The organism is Rhodococcus sp. BH5 (assembly GCF_027583855.1).
In the GTDB taxonomy this organism is placed as follows: Bacteria; Actinomycetota; Actinomycetes; order Mycobacteriales; family Mycobacteriaceae; genus Rhodococcus_F; species Rhodococcus_F qingshengii.
On sequence record NZ_JAJHVW010000001.1, the window covers coordinates 1,095,685 to 1,112,576 of the forward strand.

The following is a 16,892-nucleotide window of genomic DNA, read 5'->3' on the forward strand; positions in this document are numbered from 1 at the left end:
GGGAGTGTCGATAGAGGACCGTAAAAGTTATTGAACAAGCGTCATTCGTCGTAAAAAGTTTGTAGGATGATGGTGCTTCGTGTGTTGACGTTGGCTGCCGTACGGATCTCCTGCAGCAATCGCTCCAACGCCCGAGGTGACGCCACCCGGACCAGGAGGACGTAGCTTTCGCTCCCGGCTACCGAGTGACACGAGACGACCGCCGGCAGATGACGCAAGCGGGCAGGCGCATCGTCGGGCTGCGAGGGATCGAGAGGAGTGATGGCGACAAATGCGGACAGATTGTGACCGAGTGCCTCCGGATCGATCTTCGCGGAGTACCCACGGATCACCTTGCGAGATTCCAAACGACGCACTCGCGACTGGACTGCGGAGATCGAGAGTCCAGCCTTCTCAGCAAGACTCGCGAGAGTGGCACGGCCGTCCAAGACCAATTCACGCATCAAGAGTCGATCGGTTTCGTCGACCGGAACACCGGCAACGTCACTGGTTTCTGTTTCTCGCACCTGCGCAGGCTAACGCAATCGGACATTCGTATGGTTGAAACCTGGGAGCTACGTGCACGGTTCGCAGCGGCCCTCGCCAAGATGTATGGCGACGAGGTCCCCGCTTACAACACCTTGGTAGATGTAACGATGCAGGTGAACCGTGATTTTGCCGCCGAACATCCGGATTCTGCGGAGCGCCTGGGCAGCCTGGCGAGAGTCAGCGCCGAGCGTCACGGCGCCATCAGACTGGGGACTCTCGACGAACTACGTGACGTAGCCACCGTCTTCGGCGGATTCGGTATGTTTCCGGTCGGCTATTACGACCTCCGGCTCACCGACTCCCCCATTCCCGTTGTCTCGACGGCATTTCGCCCCACCGATCCCGCCGAACTCGCCCGGAACCCGTTCCGCGTTTTCACCTCGGTGCTGACCAGTTCCGATTCCAGGTTCTTCGACACCGACCTCGAGCGTCGGATCACCGGGTTTCTGCGTCGCCGGACCCTGTTCTCTCCCGAACTTCTGCAGTGGGCACGTCAATCGAGTCGCGAGGGCGGCCTGACGGAGCCCGAGGCGACACAGTTCGTCGATGCAGCGACCTCGGCGTTTCGGCTCGGCACCGATCCCATCGACGCGGGCTGGTACCGCGAACTCGCCGCAATCTCGCCTGTCGCTGCAGACATTGCGGGGCAGGGCTCGACCCACGTCAATCACCTCACCCCGCGAGTGCTCGACATCGACGAGTTGTACCGCCGCATGACCGAGCGCGGTATCACCATGATCGACCGCATCCAAGGCCCGCCGAGATGGAGCGGACCACCACTACTTCTGCGGCAGACGTCGTTTCGTGCATTGGCCGAAGACAGACTCTTCCGTCAGCACGACGGATCGGTCACCACTGAGCCCGTCCGCGTCAGATTCGGCGAGGTGGAGGCACGCGGAATCGCGTTGACCCGCAGCGGGCGAGCGATCTACGACCGACTGATCGCCACGCCCGAGGACGCCGACTGGGACAGCGAATTTCCGCACTCCGAAAGCGAACTCGATGCCGCGGGGTTGGCGTACTTCACGTACCGAAACGAAGGAACTGTTGTCGTCCTCGACCCGATCGTCTACGAGGACTTCCTACCTGCCTCCGCGGCCGGGATCTTCGCATCCAATCTCGATTCCGTGACCGGATTCGTTTCCGATGCGCCCGGCGCCGAATACGGGCAGGATCGATTGGAGGGCGCCATCGACCGCACCATCGAAGATCCGTTCGAGCTGTACCGCGCACAACAAGAGGCGTCACGTGCGGTGCTGCCTCCCGCCCACAACAACAGAGGACTCCCCAGTGAACCTGCCTGATTCTTCGAGCCTCGCCGATCGCGCCGAAAGCGCCCTTGCCGCGTGCGGTGTCGAGTGGCCCGCCGGCGACCTGAGCGCACGAACCCCCATCACCGGTACGCAACTGCGTACCGTTCGGCAGCACTCCGGCCGAGAGGTCGACGACGCCGTCGAGGCGGCTCATCGAGCGTTCCTCACCTGGCGAACCGTTCCCGCTCCGGCGCGCGGCGCGGTCGTACGCCGGCTGGGCAGCCTACTGACCGAGCACAAGGATGACCTCGCGGAAATCGTGACGTTGGAGGCCGGGAAGGTCACCTCGGAGGCTCTCGGCGAGGTACAGGAGATGATCGACATCTGCGAGTTCGCCGTCGGTCTCTCCCGGCAGCTCTACGGACGCACCATGCCGTCCGAGCGTCCCGGACACCGGTTGACGGAAACGTGGCACCCTCTCGGCGTTGTCGGAGTCATCTCCGCGTTCAACTTTCCCGTCGCGGTGTGGTCGTGGAATACCGCCATTGCTCTCGTGTGCGGCGACGCCGTCGTCTGGAAGCCTTCGGAAACCACTCCGTTGACCGCGCTGGCATGTGACGCGCTCCTGCGACGTGCGCTCGCGGATTGTCAAGCACCGATCGACGTTCACCAGTTGGTCGTCGGCGGACGTGACGTCGGTGAGGCTCTCGTGGACAACCCACTCGTGGCCTTGGTCAGCGCCACCGGTTCCGTGAGGATGGGCCGCGCCGTGGCTCCGCGGGTCGCCGAGCGCTTCGGACGAAGTCTCCTGGAGCTGGGTGGAAACAACGCCGCAGTCGTCACGCCGTCGGCGGATCTCGAGCTTGCCGTGCGCGGAATTGTCTTCTCCGCCGCTGGAACTGCCGGGCAGCGCTGCACCTCACTGCGCCGGCTCATCGTTCACGAGTCGATCGCCGACAACGTCGTCGACCGCGTTGCGTCCGCGTACGCGCAACTCCAGGTCGGTAGCCCCTTCGATTCCGGTGTTCTGGTCGGGCCGCTGATCAACGAGGCTGCATTCGAAGCGATGCAGAAGTCCCTCTCGGCCGCGCGCGCCGACGGCGGCACCGTGGTGTGCGGCGGCGACCGCGTCGGCGATTCCGGGTTCTACGTGACGCCCGCTCTCGTTCGTATGCCCGCACAGACCGAGGTGGTGCGGGCGGAGACTTTTGCACCCATCCTCTACGTCTTGACATACACCGACTTCGACGACGCCATTGCGCTGCACAACGGCGTGCCTCAAGGACTTTCGTCCTCGATCTTCACACTCGATCAGCGAGAAGCAGAGCGCTTCCTCGCCGCCGACGGCTCCGATTGCGGCATCGCGAACGTGAACATCGGAACGTCCGGTGCGGAGATCGGCGGCGCATTCGGCGGGGAGAAGGAGACTGGCGGCGGACGCGAATCGGGTTCGGATTCGTGGAAGGCATACATGCGCCGAGCCACCAATACCGTCAATTACTCGGACCAGCTTCCGCTGGCTCAAGGGGTCGAGTTCGGCTGAACACCTGCCGGGCGAAATCGGTGATCGCGTCGATCAACTCCGGGAGCGCCGACAACTGCGGTGCATGGTCGGTGCCCAGGCTGACCACCTGGGCACCGGGGACAAGTCTCTGCATGGCGCGTTGAGCCTCGATCGGCACGGTTCGATCCAGCGTGCATTCGACATACAACCTCGGCACGGTTCCGAATCGCTCTTCCGTCCAGACCGGTGCCATCAGGCGGGCTGACTCCAGTTGTGGAACGAGCATGCGCGCGGCGAAGATCGCATCAGCCACCGGCGCTTCGTGGAAGAACACAGCGGCACCGGCTTCGGGCGGAACAGCCGTCGCATCCCCGTCGTCGGCGGGGACCAACCAACGTGAGATCCCGACCGGACTTTCCAGACCGAGTTCGATGCAGAGCATCCCGAAGTCCGTCTGCGATGGAAGCATCATCCCTGCGACGTACACAAGACCCGTTACCCGCGAAGGCAGCAACTCAGCCACCTGTGAGGCCACGATGCCACCGCCGGAGTGACCGACGAGGGCGCACTGTCCGTCCAAGGACTCGACAACTGCCACAACATGTTCGGCAACGACATCGAGATCGATCACGTCGTCTGGGTTCCAACTTCCCGAGCCGGGAAGCTCCACCACAACGGGATTGAAGCCGGCCGATTTCAGTGGGCCACACACACGATCCCAGACCCACCCGCCGGCCCACGCTCCGTGGATCAGGACGATGTTCCGTGCACTCACTGCTTGACCTCGAGCTCTGCAGCCGAAAGTACCCGAGCCGCCTCACGACCTGCGGCGGCGTTGGACTTCCCCTGCCTCGACCCGGCCAATTTGGCCTTGATGTGATCGCGAACGGTAATGGGTTCGTACTCCAAGCCGGAGTCGTCCTGAAAACTCGGCAAGGTCGCAATCACCGCGTCGACGTTTCCGTCATGGAAGAAGGCCGCCGATCGCCGGCGCTTGATGGTGCCGTTCACCACCGGAGGCGCAACTCGGTGCAGCGTGGACATCCACCTGTCGTTGGTCAGTCGCGCGGTGAGATCCCCGAGGTTGACCAGTAGCGCGCCGTCGTGCGGCCAGACATCGTGCCAGCGTCGGTCGGTCCCGAGCACTTGCAAACCTTCGACCTGATCCGCCCACAGCACGGTGACCAGCCCGAAATCGGTATGTTCACCCATCCCCTTCAACTCACCGTCCAACGTCACCGTCCCTTCGGGTAACGCGTAGTTGTTCATCCGCAGTACGTCGATGGAGTGGTCGGTGATCGACTCGAAGAATCCTGGGGTCAGCCCGAGCGCGTCTTCGAAAATGGCGGTCAGTGTGCGTGCCACCCGCTCGCCATGGGCGTAGTAATTCTCCACCCGCTCCGTGAAACCGGACACTGCGGGCCACAGGTTGATTCCGTAATCGTCCTCCGACAGTTCGAGTTCGGTGAATGATCGGGCTTCGGTTCCGACGTTGAAGGCCTCGAAAAAGTCGTTCATTCTGGTCGCGGATTCGACGCCGAGGCTCAGGCTCAGCGACTCGCTCTTGGGTGGGCTGTACCCACGATTCGCGCCCTCGATTCGGTAGCCCGACTTCGTCTCCATCGGCAGCCCGAAGAAGTCGTCCATCGCTTCGGCGAGGCCGGAAGAAACAGCGGCCGGAACACCGTGGCCCCGAATCTGCATGAAACCTACAGTCCGACAAGCATGGTCGACTTCGGCAGCCACTCGCGCCTTGTCCTGGTCGGCACCACCGAGCACGTAAGGCGAGATGTCGACGACGGGCACTTCGAAGGGATCAGACTGGGACTGTGACACTGGCGTCTCCTGCAGAGCTGGTGGCGGGTTCAGATTTTGCAGTGGCATGGAGGCTCTCTCGCGATCGCCTCGCGAGTTCACCGAGTCGGGTGTGATTGAACAGCAGATTGAGCGAAAAGGCCGAGGCCGCAGCCAAGGTGATGCCGCTACCGAGGAGGATCTGAGCCGAGGAGGGGAATCGCTCGAACATCCCCTCCGCAAATTCCGGAAGAATACCGATCCCCACCGATACAGCGGCGATCGTGGTGTTGATCGGGTCGCTGAGATCGACCTTGCGCAGCGTGTTGATTCCGACCACGGCGACAGTGGAGAACAAGATGATTCCGACGCCGCCGACCACCGGATCAGGCAGGGCTGCAACCACTTCACCCATTCGCGGGATGAGGCCGAGGACGATCAGAATGGCACCGCTGGTAGCGGTCACGTACCGGCTGTACACCCGGGTCGTGGCAACGGCGCCGACATTCTGCGAGAAGACGGTGTCGACAAAGGCATTGAAGATTCCGCCCAGAACTCCCGACATCCCGTCGGCCACCAGCCCTCGTGCGAGATCTGCTTTCTTCAAAGGCTTTCCGGTGATCTCGCTGACTGCCAGCATGCTCGCCGTCGATTCTGCGAAGACGACTGCCATGACGATACTCATCGCCACCACGGCGGTGACGGGAAACTCCGGAGCGCCGAAGTGGAACGGCATCGGGAAGCCCACCCAGGCCGAGCCGCCGACGCCACTCAGATCGATCAGGCCCATCGGGATGGCGATCACGGTGCCGATCACCAGTGCCATCAGTACACCGAGCTGCGTCCACATCCCGCGGCCGAGGCAGATGAAGGCCACCGCGACCACAACGACTGCGGCAGCCAGCGCCAGATTCTTCGGGTCGGCGAACGACGGGGAGGTGGGGTCGTTTCCGACGATCAGCCCTCCTGCGACACCGATCAACGAGATGCCGATGACTGTGAGGACGACGCCGGTAACCAGGGGTGGGAAGTATCGGACGATCTTGGCGAACGGCACGGCCAAGGCTATGCCGACCACGCCACCGACCAGCATGGACCCGTACACCGCCTGCAGGCCGTACTCCTTGGCAATCAGAATCATCGGCGTCAGCCCGGCGAAGGTCGCCCCGCAGACGATCGGCAGCCGGACACCGGCGACCTTCCCGACGCCCAGGCTCTGAATGATCGTGATGATGCCTGCAACGAGCAGGTCCGCGCTGATCAGCATCGCGACTGTGCTGCGGTCCAGCCCTACGGCGGCACCGAAAACCAGCGGAACCGTGATGCAGCCGGTGTACATGATGAGGACGTGCTGAAGAGCAAAAGCAGACTGGCGGGCAAATGGGAGCCGCTGGTCGACAGGATGGATGGCCATGCGCCGATCTCCGTCCGAAGCTGGAAGTGTTTCGTGTACGGGACTATTCAGCACGTCGATAATTTCTTACCGTGGTCGAATTTGTTTCGTCTGTGTAATCAAAACTTTCACCAGAGCACTGCTATCTTCGGCACATGGACGACGACCAGAAGGCGATAGCGACCGCAATCGGGGCTGCCGTGCGGACGGCGCGAAAAGAAGCCGGACTGACGTTGCGCGAGGTTGCCGTGAAGTCGGGCTTGTCCCAGCCCTTCCTGAGCCAGACCGAAAACGGCCACGCAGTACCCAGTGTCATGAACCTTCATCGCCTCGCGCAATCGCTCGGCACCACGGCGCACGCACTCTTGGCACAGGGTGAGCGAACTCCGTCCAGCCTCGTCCGCGCCGGCGAGGGGCGAACCTTCGAACTGGCACACGATTCGGTGATTCGATTCTGCTCCACCGGCTCACGGACCATGGAACCCAACGAGATCACGGCAGCACCTCATTCCGAGGCAGGTGAGCACACCGAGCACGCCGGCGAAGAGTTCATTCATGTTCTCGAAGGATCTGTCGAGGTCGAGGTGGGACTGGACGAGCATCACGTTCTTCACGTAGGCGACACCCTCCTCTACACCTCGACCATCCCGCACCGGTGGTTCAATCGCACCGATGCGGTCGCGAGGTTCCTCATCGTGAGTTCGCCGCCCTCGTTCTAGATGCGCGGCTGAGGTTCCACACCACAACCCCCCGCTCACGGCTTACCCTGACAGCGTGACCATGTGGCCGGAACTTGCGCGCGAAATCGCCGATACCGTTCTGTTTCCCGTCGCCGACAGCGTCGACGCCGACGGAGAAATCCCCAGCAGCCATTTCGACGCGCTCGCCGCCGACGGCTTCTACGGCATCGCCGCCCTCGGTGAGGGTGGCCCCAGCAGCGAAGAACTGGTCGAGGTCCTCGAAACCTTGTGCGGCGGTTGCCTCGCGACGACGTTCACCTGGATGCAGCATCACGGCGTCGTCGGAGCCCTGGCAGCGAGTACCAATACGTCTCTGCGCGAACAATACTGGGACGGTCTGGTTTCCGGCACGATTCGCGGTGGGGTTGCCTATGCCGGCGCCATCCCCCGCCCACCGCTCCTGTGGGCGAAGCGGGTGAACGACGGCTACGTCCTCGACGGGATCGCACCCTTCGTCACCGGTTGGGGCATCGTCGATGTTCTCTTGGTGTCGGCGCGCGACGAGTTCGACAATTCCATCGTTCATTCCGTCGTACCGGTGGGCGAGGCCCCGGGTCTGACGATCGAGGAGCTTCCACTGATCGCGGCGCGCGGGAGCAACACCGTCCGAATCGTGTTCGACGCTTTCGAAATTCCCGATACCGACGTCTGTGCTGTCGTCAGCGACGAACAATTCCAGAGCACCCAGCTCCCCGGCTTGTGGCTCAACGGCGCGATGGCCATGGGCATCACCCGCCGTGCTGTCACCGAACTCGCGGATCTGGGAGTCGACACCGACGCGTTCGAGGAACAAGCCACCCGGGCGCGCGCCGATCTCGATGCAGCACTGCGCGACGGCGGCGACATGTCGGCCGCCCGCGCCCGAGCGTCGGAACTTGCGATACGCGCGTCGGCCGCACTCGTGACTGCGACCGGAAGCCGCGCTCTGGTCGGCAGCAACACCCCCGAGCGGCTCATGCGTGAAGCCACCTTCACTCTTGTCGCGGCTGGTCGCCCGGAGATCAAAACGGCTCTCGTGGAACGACTCACCGGATACTGAGTACGCACGGTTGTACTCGATTACGCTGGGATTCATGACCAGCGGAGAACCAGTACTCATCCCGGCCGGAACCGTGTTCACGGCGGAGGACCTGACGTTCTATGCCGATCGTGACTCCCGCAGTCTCGACGACGCCATCGCCGACGCCGACCTTCTTGTCAGTTGCCCACACTCGGGTTCCGCGATTCCAGCAGAACTCTCACGCTTTCTCGCACCCGAGTTCACACAGCGGCTGCAGTTCGACTTCACCGACATGTCCACCAGTCCCATCGTGCGCCGTTGGGCCGAAATCGATTCGCGCATCGTGTACGTCGAGAATCCGCACCCTCGCATGATTCGCGATCCCAACCGTGCGAAGCCCGAAAACCTGGAAGCGTCACTGCGCGAGGCCTTCGCCCGCGTCCACGAGGCCGGTGCCGGCAACAAAGCGGACCTCGCCGGTGTCGACGCAGTTCGCCCTGTCACCTTCTCGTTCTACCCCCTGCTGCTCGAGCCTACCGACGACGCGGGTTGGAAGGACCTCGCCGAGACCTTCACCGAGACAGCTGAACACGGTTTGGGCGTCTACGAGAGAACTCGCGACGCACTGATCGAAGCCATGGTGGCGAAGAGCTTCGAACTCGGTCGATCGTTCACGACCTTGTCGTTCCACGACACGATGAACCACACCACCCGGCAGGACGGCGCCGTCAATGTCGAACGGCCGGAAGCAGATCGGCTCCCCGACGTCGTCGCGCTCTCCAATCGTGGCGACCACGACGGCAATCGACGCGGCGACAATCCCGTGACGATGGATCCGGAGCTCATACGCACACTTGCGATCTCACATCGCAAGGGATTTCAGGTCGACGATCCGGATGCCGTCGCTCTCAATCAGCCGTACCTCGGCAGTTTCGAAATCATTCGAGCCGGAGCCAGATTCGCCGAATTGAGCGCCCGCGCCGCCGAAGCCGGGATCACGTTGAGCGCGGTTCAGGCCGAATTCAAACGAGAGTTCCTACTGGGAGACGAACTGGCCGCCTACATCATGGAACCCGGCGTCGACTGGCCGACACCCGACGCCGAACGGGTGGACCAGCTCGCCCACGCGTGCAAGGCGAGCTGGGACCACTACCGCAACAGCTGACTCAGCGCTGTCACTCAGGGCTGACTCAGCCGCAATACTCAACCGAGCACCACTCCGAACAACGCGCCGGCCGCAATCGTCGTGACGGCCAAGATGATGGTCGGCAGGAAGAACGAGTGGTCGACGAGCTTGGAACCGAGCTTCGTGCTGCCCGAGAGGTCGAAGTTCGCAGCCGCGATCTGCGAACCGTTTGTCGGCAACAGATAGACGCCGGCAAACGCTCCGGCCCACATTCCGCTCACCAGACCGGGTGCAATCCCGGCAGCGAGACCGATCGGCACGATGGTCCTCGTAGCGGTCGACTGACTGGTCGTCAGTACACAGACCAGGAAGACACCGAGCGCGAAGATCCACGGCGCGGCGTTGACCCAGTCGCCGACGGTGCTCGTGATCAGCTCGGAATGGGCGCTGATGAACGTGTCCGTCAGCCATGCCAGACCGAACAGCGCGATGGCCGAGACCATACCGGCACGGAACACCGTCGACGACGGCACGTCGGCGACATTCGGGCGGCACACCAGCAGGATCAACGTACCCACGACGAACATCAGCATTTCGATGATCGGTGTCATCCCCATCGGAGTACCGTCGGCAGCTTCGGGACGAATCCCCTTGAACAGGCCGAAGATCACGATAGCCAGGACGCCGGCCAGGAAGATCAGTGCCGCGTTTCGTCCGGTCTTCGTCGAGACGAGTTCGGTCTTGGAAGCTGCACCAGGTCCGGCCAATTCGCCCGACTTCATCTTTGCCTGTATCTCCGGGTCGTCGTCGAGGTCTTTGCCGAGTCGGTTGACCGCGATTGAGGAAAGGACGATGCCGACAACAGCAGCCGGGAAGGTGATCTTGATGATGTCGATGAGTTCGAAATCGTAGGGCGGCACGTCGGTCAGCGTGACCATTGCCGCCATTGCCGCGGACACCGGACTACACGCGAGCGCCACACCGGTCGAGACAACTGACAGCGACAGCGGTCGTGACGGCCGCACACCGTTCTTGTACGAGACGTCGTAGATGACGGGGAGCAGCGGGTAGAGGATGTTGGACGTGCCGGCACCGACCGAGAACAGGAATGACACCAACGGTGCGATCAGCGTGATCTGTTTCGGGCGAGATTCGATCAACTTGGCCGCGATGGTGACCATCCAATCGATACCACCGGCCGCCTGCATCATCGACGACGCGAGGACGACGGACAGGACGATGAGGAGAGCGTCGACCGGCGGACTGCCGACGTCCTCTCCGAAGACGAACACGAGGACGGCAACACCTGCGCCGCCCCACAGACCGAGAGCGACACCGCTCGATCTGGTACCCATGACAATCGCCCCGAGCACTACCGCCAGCTCGAGGACAATCTTGACTGCTTCCATCAGGCACTCGCCTTCTCGATAACAAGAGAATCGCTATAACAGGGCAAATAGTATGCTCTGCACTTCGGCTGCAGGCACGAACACGCTGTCGGTGGGAAGGGGCAATATGGTGGTCGTGACCAACGTCCTCGGTAGGTTCTCGCCCGCCACACGCGAGTGGTTCGGCGGGGCTTTCAGCGCGCCGACTGCTGCGCAGCTCGGTGCCTGGGAATCCATCGCGAGTGGCTCTCACACTCTTGTCGTCGCACCCACCGGCTCCGGCAAGACATTGTCGGCGTTCCTGTGGGCGCTCGATCAACTCGCCGCCAAGGACGAAGGCGAACGCGCCACCAAAGTCCTCTACATATCGCCGCTCAAAGCGCTGGGTGTGGACGTCGAGCGGAACCTTCGCGCGCCGCTGGTCGGCATCACACAAACTGCGAAACGTCTGGGCCTCACCCCGCCCGAGATCACCGTCGGTGTCCGTTCCGGCGATACGTCCCAGGCCGATCGACGCTCGTTGATCAAATGTCCTCCGGACATCCTGATCACCACGCCTGAGTCGTTGTTCCTGATGCTCACCTCCGCTGCCCGGGAAACACTGGTCGGTGTCGACACCGTGATCGTCGACGAGGTTCACGCGGTGGCGGGCACCAAGCGCGGCTCTCACCTCGCGCTCTCACTGGAACGCCTGGACGGCTTGCTCGAGCGTCCGGCGCAACGCATCGGATTGTCGGCCACTGTCCGTCCGCACGAGGAGATCGGGCGGTTCCTCGCCGGTTCGGCACCCATCCGGATCGTGGCACCGCCTGCCGCCAAGACCTTCGACCTCACGGTCCGTGTTCCCGTCGAGGACATGACCGAACTGGGGATCGCGACGCCGGAAGACGGTTCCGAATCTCCCACCCCGCAAGCCGGTTCGATCTGGCCCCACGTCGAGGAACAGATCGTCGACCTCGTTCTCGACCACCGATCGTCCATCGTGTTCGCCAACTCTCGCCGCCTCGCCGAACGATTGACAGCCAGGCTCAACGAGATTCATGCAGAACGCATCGGTCTGGCCGTCGAGAAAACATCTCGCCCGCCCGCGCAGATCGGGGCTCCCACCGAGGTCAACTACGGCGCAGAATCCCTCCTTGCTCGCGCCCACCACGGATCGGTCAGCAAAGACCAGCGAGCCCTCATCGAAGACGACCTCAAATCGGGTCGATTGCGATGCGTCGTCGCCACCAGCAGTCTCGAACTCGGAATCGACATGGGCGCCGTCGACTTGGTCATCCAGGTGGAGGCACCGCCTTCGGTTGCCAGCGGCCTGCAACGTGTCGGCCGCGCCGGCCACCAGGTCGGTGAGATATCGCGAGGCGTCGTCTTCCCCAAGCATCGCACCGACCTGATTCATTGCGCGGTGACGGTCGAGCGCATGGTCGAAGGCAAGATCGAAGCGATGGCCGTTCCGGCCAATCCCCTCGACATCCTCGCTCAGCAAACTGTTGCGGCCACCGCTCTCGAACCGATCGACGTCGACGACTGGTTCGAGACCGTGCGCCGAAGCGGTTCCTTTGCAACGCTTCCCCGTTCGGCGTACGAATCGACTCTGGACTTGCTGGCGGGGCGGTACCCCTCGGACGAGTTCGCCGAATTACGTCCTCGCCTTGTCTGGGATCGTGAGTCCAACACGCTCACGGGCCGCCCGGGTTCGCAGCGTTTGGCCGTCACTTCCGGCGGCGCAATCCCCGACCGCGGCCTCTTCACCGTCTACATGGTTGGCGAGAAAGCGTCCCGCGTCGGCGAACTCGACGAGGAAATGGTCTACGAATCCCGGGTCGGCGACGTCTTCGCGCTCGGCGCCACCAGTTGGCGGATCGAGGAGATCACCTTCGATCGGGTTCTGGTCAGCCCCGCCTACGGCATGCCGGGTCGTTTGCCCTTCTGGCACGGCGACGGACTCGGTCGCCCCGCCGAACTCGGACAGGCGTTGGGGCAGTTCGTCCGCGAAACGGCTCTCGGCAACGAAGCCGACGTCGTCGAGCGTTGCCGCGTGGGCGGGCTCGATCACAACGCGACTACCAACCTGATCCAACTCGTCGGTGAGCAGAAGAATGCCACCGGGCAGGTGCCGTCGGATCGAACCCTGGTGGTCGAACGCTTCCGCGACGAACTCGGTGACTGGCGTCTGGTGCTGCATTCCCCGTACGGCCAACGGGTTCACGCACCGTGGGCCCTCGCCATCGGGGCGCGCCTGCAGGAACGATACGGCGTCGATTCCAGTCCGACGGCCTCCGACGACGGCATCATCATCCGTCTCCCCGACACCGAGAACGAACCTCCCGGCGCCGAACTGTTCACCTTCGACGTCGAGGACATCGAAGATCTGGTCACCCAAGAGGTGGGCGGCTCCGCGCTCTTCGCTTCCCGATTCCGCGAATGTGCCGCCCGCGCACTGCTTCTCCCCCGCCGCAATCCCGGAAAACGTGCACCACTGTGGCAGCAGCGTCAGCGGTCGGCGCAACTGCTGGACGTCGCCCGCAAGTTCCCGACCTTCCCGATCCTGCTCGAGACCGTACGCGAGTGCTTGCAGGACGTTTACGACCTGCCTGCACTGAAGGAATTGTTCGGCAAGATCGAGAAAAGGCAGATTCGAATCGTCGAGGTGGAGACGGCCTCTCCGTCTCCGTTCGCCAGTGCGCTCCTGTTCAACTACGTGGGTGCGTTCATGTACGAGGGCGACAGCCCCCTCGCCGAGCGACGCGCCGCCGCTTTGTCCTTGGACTCCACGCTGTTGGCCGAACTCCTCGGCCGCGTCGAACTGCGCGAGCTCCTCGACGCCGGAGTGATCGAGCAGGCCGAACGTGAACTGCAACGGCTCGTCCCTGACCGAAAGGCCAAGGACCTCGAGGGTGTTGCCGACCTCCTCCGCATGCTCGGCCCGCTGACCACCGAAGAAGTCACCGAACGCTGTCTCGAGGACCCGGTCTCATGGCTCGAGAAGTTGGTTACGGACAAACGCGCCCTCCACGTCTCGTATGCGGGCGAGAGCTGGTGGACCGTCGTCGAAGATGCAGCGCGGCTTCGCGATGGACTCGGCGTTCCCCTACCCATCGGCGTTCCGGCCGCGTTCATCGAGCCGGTCGATCAACCACTCGACGACCTCCTGAGCCGGTACGCCCGCACCCACGGTCCCTTCACTCTCGCCGACGCGGCTGCACGCTTCGGTCTCGGAGTATCAGTCGCGCGTGACGTTCTCGGTCGGCTCGCGCTCGAAAAGCGGGTCCTGGAAGGTGAATTCCGCCCGTCTGCAACCGGGAGCGAATGGTGCGACGCCGAGGTCCTGCGTCGCTTGCGGCGTCGCTCGCTCGCCGCGGCACGGCAGGAGGTCGAGCCGGTCAGCACCGCGACCCTCGGGCGATTCCTTCCCAGTTGGCAGCACGTGGGCGGCACGCTGCGAGGAATCGACGGTGTTGCAACGGTGGTCGATCAACTTGCCGGCGTTCCGATTCCGGCGTCCGCTCTCGAATCGTTGATCCTGCCGAGCCGAGTTGCCGACTACTCTCCCGCGATGTTGGACGAACTCACGTCGACGGGTGAAGTCCTGTGGTCCGGATCGGGAGCTATCTCGGGCAAGGACGGGTGGGTAGTGCTGCACCCCGCCGACCTGGCACCGATCACGCTCAATTCACCCGCCGACACCGACGTCTCGGAACTGCAGAAGCGCATCCTCGACCTGCTGTCCGGCGGCGGTGCCTACTTCTTCCGCCAGTTGGTCGACGCGTTGCGAACTACGGAGTCGGCTGCGGACACGGTCGACAGTGCGGTGACGACGGCGCTGTGGGAGTTGGTGTGGCTCGGACACATCGGTAACGACACCGTTGCACCGCTGCGCGCACTTCTCTCCGACACCACCAGAACAACAACCAGTCACCGATCACCTCGCCGTGTTCCGCGGGCCCGTCCGTACCGCGGAATGGCCCGCGCTTCCACGCCCGCGCGCACGGGACCGGCAACTGCCTCCGGTCGGTGGTTCCAGCTGCCAGGTATCGAACCTGACCCCACTATCCGGGCGCACGCCACGGCTGATCTGCTGCTCGAACGATACGGCGTCGTCACCCGCGGTTCGGTGATGAGCGAGAACGTGCCGGGCGGTTTCGCGTTGATCTACAAGGTACTGAGCACGTTCGAGGACAACGGGCGCGCTCGACGCGGATACTTCGTGGACACCCTGGGCGGCGCTCAATTCTCCACGCCTCCCATGGTGGACCGCTTGCGGACGTTCGGTGATTCCATCGAGGGGCGCCACACCTCCTCGGCTGCAGTCACTCTCGCGGCGTGCGACTCGGCAAACCCGTACGGCGCGGCGCTGCCGTGGCCGGCGTCGGGGGGCGAAGAGTCACCAGGACACCGACCCGGACGAAAAGCCGGCGCACTGGTAGTTCTGGTGGAGGGTGAGTTGGTTCTGTTCGTCGAGCGCGGCGGTCGCACGATCCTGACATTCACCGACGACGGCGGAACGTTGCGCCTGGCAGCACTGTCACTTGCTCAGAAGGTGACTTCTCGCGCCATCGACAAGTTGGTAGTGGAGAAGGTCGACGGAGAGACCATCCACGGCAACGATTTTGCTCCGGTCCTGGTCGAAGCCGGCTTCGCGGCCACCCCTCGCGGATTCCGGTTGCGGTCATGAGGATTGGGGTCATGATGATTGAGATCGTGGAAGTTGAGATCCTGAAGTGTGGGTGCGGCGACCATGCCTGAGGGCGATACCGTGTGGCGGGCCGCCAATGAACTGCGCGCTGCCCTGGCCGAGAAGGTACTCACCACCTGCGACGTCCGCGTTCCTCGTTACGCCACGGTTGATCTCTCGGGCCACCGCGTGGATTCCGTCGCCAGCCGCGGAAAACATCTCCTGATCCGAGTGGGCGAAGCGTCCATTCACACGCATCTGAAGATGGAAGGTCAGTGGCAGATTTATCGCCCCGGCGAGCGCTGGCGCCGACCCGCCCATCAAGCGCGCATCATCTTGGCCACCGAAGACTCTGTAGCAGTTGGCTTTTCACTGGGAATCACCGAGATCCTCGAACTCGGGCAGGAACAGGAGGCCGTCGGACATCTCGGACCGGATCTGCTCGGGACCGATTGGGACAGTTCCGTGGCCGCCCGAAATCTACGGGCCGCCGACTCCGTACCGATCGGAATCGCGCTCCTGGATCAGCGGGTGATGGCCGGACTGGGCAACGTGTACCGAAACGAGATCTGCTTCCTACGAGGTATTCACCCGAAAACGCCGACACATCTCGCGGGGAATCTCGACGCGATAGTGGATCTGTCTTTTCGCACCATCAACGTCAACAAGTCACGTCGCATCCGGGTCACCACCGGCGACACCCGCCCCGGTAGGCAGACATGGGTGTACGGCAGACGCGGAAAACCATGCCGCCGTTGCGGAACTCGCATCAGAGAAGACATCCTCGGACCGGATCAGCTCACCGAGCGAAATATCTTCTTCTGCCCGGCCTGCCAGCCCTTCACGCCTGGTTAGCGTTGATCAGCAGCCTGACGCAGTGGCGGACAAATCGATCACGGTCCACGACGATCGTGCCGTCCAGATAACCGATGAACAGTGTGAACAACGCCCCGACCAGTCCGACTGCCACCAGTTGCTTGTCCACGGGATCAGCGATCTCGGACAACTGGTCGTACACCAGGTCGACGAACGCCGGCATCGATTCGATACCGCGGCCGCTCAGGACGGGTTCCGAGAGCGGGGCGATCAGGAGCACTCTCCCCATCGCCGGATCGTCGACCATCAGCTTGACGAAAGCGTCGACCGCAGCGGTGGCGACGGCCTCGGATGTCGTCTCCGACTCCACTGCCGACGCAAGCGCCGACTGCGCGCGCTCGGCGACAAACGTGTGGACCGCGACAACGTACTGATCGCGATCGGTGAAGCTTTCGTAGAAGTACCGCTCGGTCAGACCGGCAGCCTTGCAGACCGCACGCACGTTGACGGCCGGACCGTCGACCGCACCGAGCAGTGTCACTCCGACGTCGAACAACGTCGCCTTTCGAGTGGCCCTGCGTTCTTCGATGCTCACAACTTCCCCACTTCGCCGACACTTGATCTTCAATGCACCCGGCATTCGATCCTTGACTACCGCTGTTGTCGATCCTAATC

13 protein-coding genes are annotated in these 16,892 nt (G+C 63.2%); 7 read left to right on the forward strand and 6 right to left on the reverse strand.

Annotated features, from left to right (window positions below; translation table 11 throughout):
* Nucleotides 1–41: 41 nt before the first annotated feature.
* On the reverse strand, nucleotides 42–506 hold the full coding sequence (locus RhoBH5_RS05035; RefSeq protein WP_003940830.1) for an Lrp/AsnC family transcriptional regulator: 465 nt from the start codon (nucleotides 504–506) through the stop codon (nucleotides 42–44).
* Between the two features lie 30 nt (nucleotides 507–536).
* On the opposite strand from RhoBH5_RS05035, the gene hglS reads away from it, so the two are divergent.
* Nucleotides 537–1,832, forward strand: a complete 1,296-nt coding sequence (gene hglS / locus RhoBH5_RS05040; protein ID WP_054825827.1) for a 2-oxoadipate dioxygenase/decarboxylase — start codon at nucleotides 537–539, stop codon at nucleotides 1,830–1,832.
* Complete coding sequence (gene amaB / locus RhoBH5_RS05045) at nucleotides 1,819–3,324, forward strand: L-piperidine-6-carboxylate dehydrogenase (protein ID WP_270008000.1); 1,506 nt, start codon at nucleotides 1,819–1,821, stop codon at nucleotides 3,322–3,324. Before hglS ends, amaB begins: the two co-directional genes overlap by 14 nt.
* Here amaB and RhoBH5_RS05050 read toward each other — a convergent pair.
* From RhoBH5_RS05050 to RhoBH5_RS05060, 3 genes are read right to left on the reverse strand one after another with little or no spacing between them, the layout of a single operon-like run.
* Nucleotides 3,275–4,060 carry an alpha/beta fold hydrolase gene (locus RhoBH5_RS05050; protein ID WP_058039073.1) on the reverse strand — a complete coding sequence of 262 codons (786 nt, stop codon included), beginning with the start codon at nucleotides 4,058–4,060 and terminating at the stop codon, nucleotides 3,275–3,277. The genes amaB and RhoBH5_RS05050 overlap by 50 nt on opposite strands.
* Nucleotides 4,057–5,121, reverse strand: a complete 1,065-nt coding sequence (locus tag RhoBH5_RS05055; RefSeq protein WP_058039072.1) for an isopenicillin N synthase family dioxygenase — start codon at nucleotides 5,119–5,121, stop codon at nucleotides 4,057–4,059. Before RhoBH5_RS05055 ends, RhoBH5_RS05050 begins: the two co-directional genes overlap by 4 nt.
* Nucleotides 5,102–6,493 (reverse strand): uracil-xanthine permease family protein, encoded by a 1,392-nt coding sequence (locus RhoBH5_RS05060; RefSeq protein ID WP_007727244.1) that lies wholly within the window; start codon nucleotides 6,491–6,493, stop codon nucleotides 5,102–5,104. Before RhoBH5_RS05060 ends, RhoBH5_RS05055 begins: the two co-directional genes overlap by 20 nt.
* Before the next feature lie 134 nt (nucleotides 6,494–6,627).
* Between RhoBH5_RS05060 and RhoBH5_RS05065 the strand changes: the two genes are divergently transcribed.
* Genes RhoBH5_RS05065 through RhoBH5_RS05075 form a run of 3 tightly spaced genes read left to right on the forward strand, consistent with a single transcriptional unit; the run spans nucleotide 6,628 to nucleotide 9,377 of the window.
* The gene (locus RhoBH5_RS05065; protein ID WP_007727247.1) at nucleotides 6,628–7,191 is read left to right on the forward strand and encodes a helix-turn-helix domain-containing protein; all 564 of its coding nucleotides are present in this window, start codon (nucleotides 6,628–6,630) and stop codon (nucleotides 7,189–7,191) included.
* Nucleotides 7,192–7,246: 55 nt separating this feature from the next.
* Nucleotides 7,247–8,251, forward strand: a complete 1,005-nt coding sequence (locus tag RhoBH5_RS05070; protein WP_080961237.1) for an acyl-CoA dehydrogenase family protein — start codon at nucleotides 7,247–7,249, stop codon at nucleotides 8,249–8,251.
* Nucleotides 8,252–8,285: 34 nt separating this feature from the next.
* Nucleotides 8,286–9,377, forward strand: coding sequence for an N-formylglutamate amidohydrolase (locus RhoBH5_RS05075; protein ID WP_047271740.1), 1,092 nt, complete (start codon nucleotides 8,286–8,288; stop codon nucleotides 9,375–9,377).
* A 38-nt stretch (nucleotides 9,378–9,415) separates the two neighbouring features.
* Here RhoBH5_RS05075 and RhoBH5_RS05080 read toward each other — a convergent pair whose 3' ends face one another.
* The gene (locus RhoBH5_RS05080; protein ID WP_003940851.1) at nucleotides 9,416–10,747 is read right to left on the reverse strand and encodes an anaerobic C4-dicarboxylate transporter family protein; all 1,332 of its coding nucleotides are present in this window, start codon (nucleotides 10,745–10,747) and stop codon (nucleotides 9,416–9,418) included.
* 106 nt (nucleotides 10,748–10,853) lie between these two features.
* On the opposite strand from RhoBH5_RS05080, the gene RhoBH5_RS05085 reads away from it, so the two are divergent.
* Both RhoBH5_RS05085 and RhoBH5_RS05090 read left to right on the forward strand, forming a co-directional pair.
* On the forward strand, nucleotides 10,854–15,401 hold the full coding sequence (locus tag RhoBH5_RS05085) for an ATP-dependent helicase (protein WP_270008001.1): 4,548 nt from the start codon (nucleotides 10,854–10,856) through the stop codon (nucleotides 15,399–15,401).
* A gap of 63 nt (nucleotides 15,402–15,464) precedes the next feature.
* A complete protein-coding gene (locus RhoBH5_RS05090; protein ID WP_064688929.1) occupies nucleotides 15,465–16,256 on the forward strand; it encodes a DNA-formamidopyrimidine glycosylase family protein in 792 nt (263 codons plus the stop codon).
* On the opposite strand, the gene RhoBH5_RS05095 is transcribed toward RhoBH5_RS05090, so the two are convergent.
* Nucleotides 16,243–16,812: a TetR/AcrR family transcriptional regulator gene (locus RhoBH5_RS05095; RefSeq protein WP_007727263.1), complete on the reverse strand. Its 570-nt coding sequence runs from the start codon at nucleotides 16,810–16,812 to the stop codon at nucleotides 16,243–16,245. The two genes, RhoBH5_RS05090 and RhoBH5_RS05095, sit on opposite strands and share 14 nt — an antisense overlap.
* Nucleotides 16,813–16,892 lie beyond the last annotated feature (80 nt).

Bases quoted from the DNA above. Each gene is read 5' to 3' on its own strand.
- RhoBH5_RS05090 (WP_064688929.1), top strand. From the start codon at position 15,465: ATGCCTGAGGGCGATACCGTGTGGCGGGCCGCCAATGAACTGCGCGCT.
- RhoBH5_RS05085 (WP_270008001.1), top strand. From the start codon at position 10,854: ATGGTGGTCGTGACCAACGTCCTCGGTAGGTTCTCGCCCGCCACACGC.
- RhoBH5_RS05065 (WP_007727247.1), top strand. From the start codon at position 6,628: ATGGACGACGACCAGAAGGCGATAGCGACCGCAATCGGGGCTGCCGTG.
- hglS (WP_054825827.1), top strand. From the start codon at position 537: ATGGTTGAAACCTGGGAGCTACGTGCACGGTTCGCAGCGGCCCTCGCC.
- RhoBH5_RS05075 (WP_047271740.1), top strand. From the start codon at position 8,286: ATGACCAGCGGAGAACCAGTACTCATCCCGGCCGGAACCGTGTTCACG.
- RhoBH5_RS05060 (WP_007727244.1), bottom strand. From the start codon at position 6,493: ATGGCCATCCATCCTGTCGACCAGCGGCTCCCATTTGCCCGCCAGTCT.
- RhoBH5_RS05080 (WP_003940851.1), bottom strand. From the start codon at position 10,747: ATGGAAGCAGTCAAGATTGTCCTCGAGCTGGCGGTAGTGCTCGGGGCG.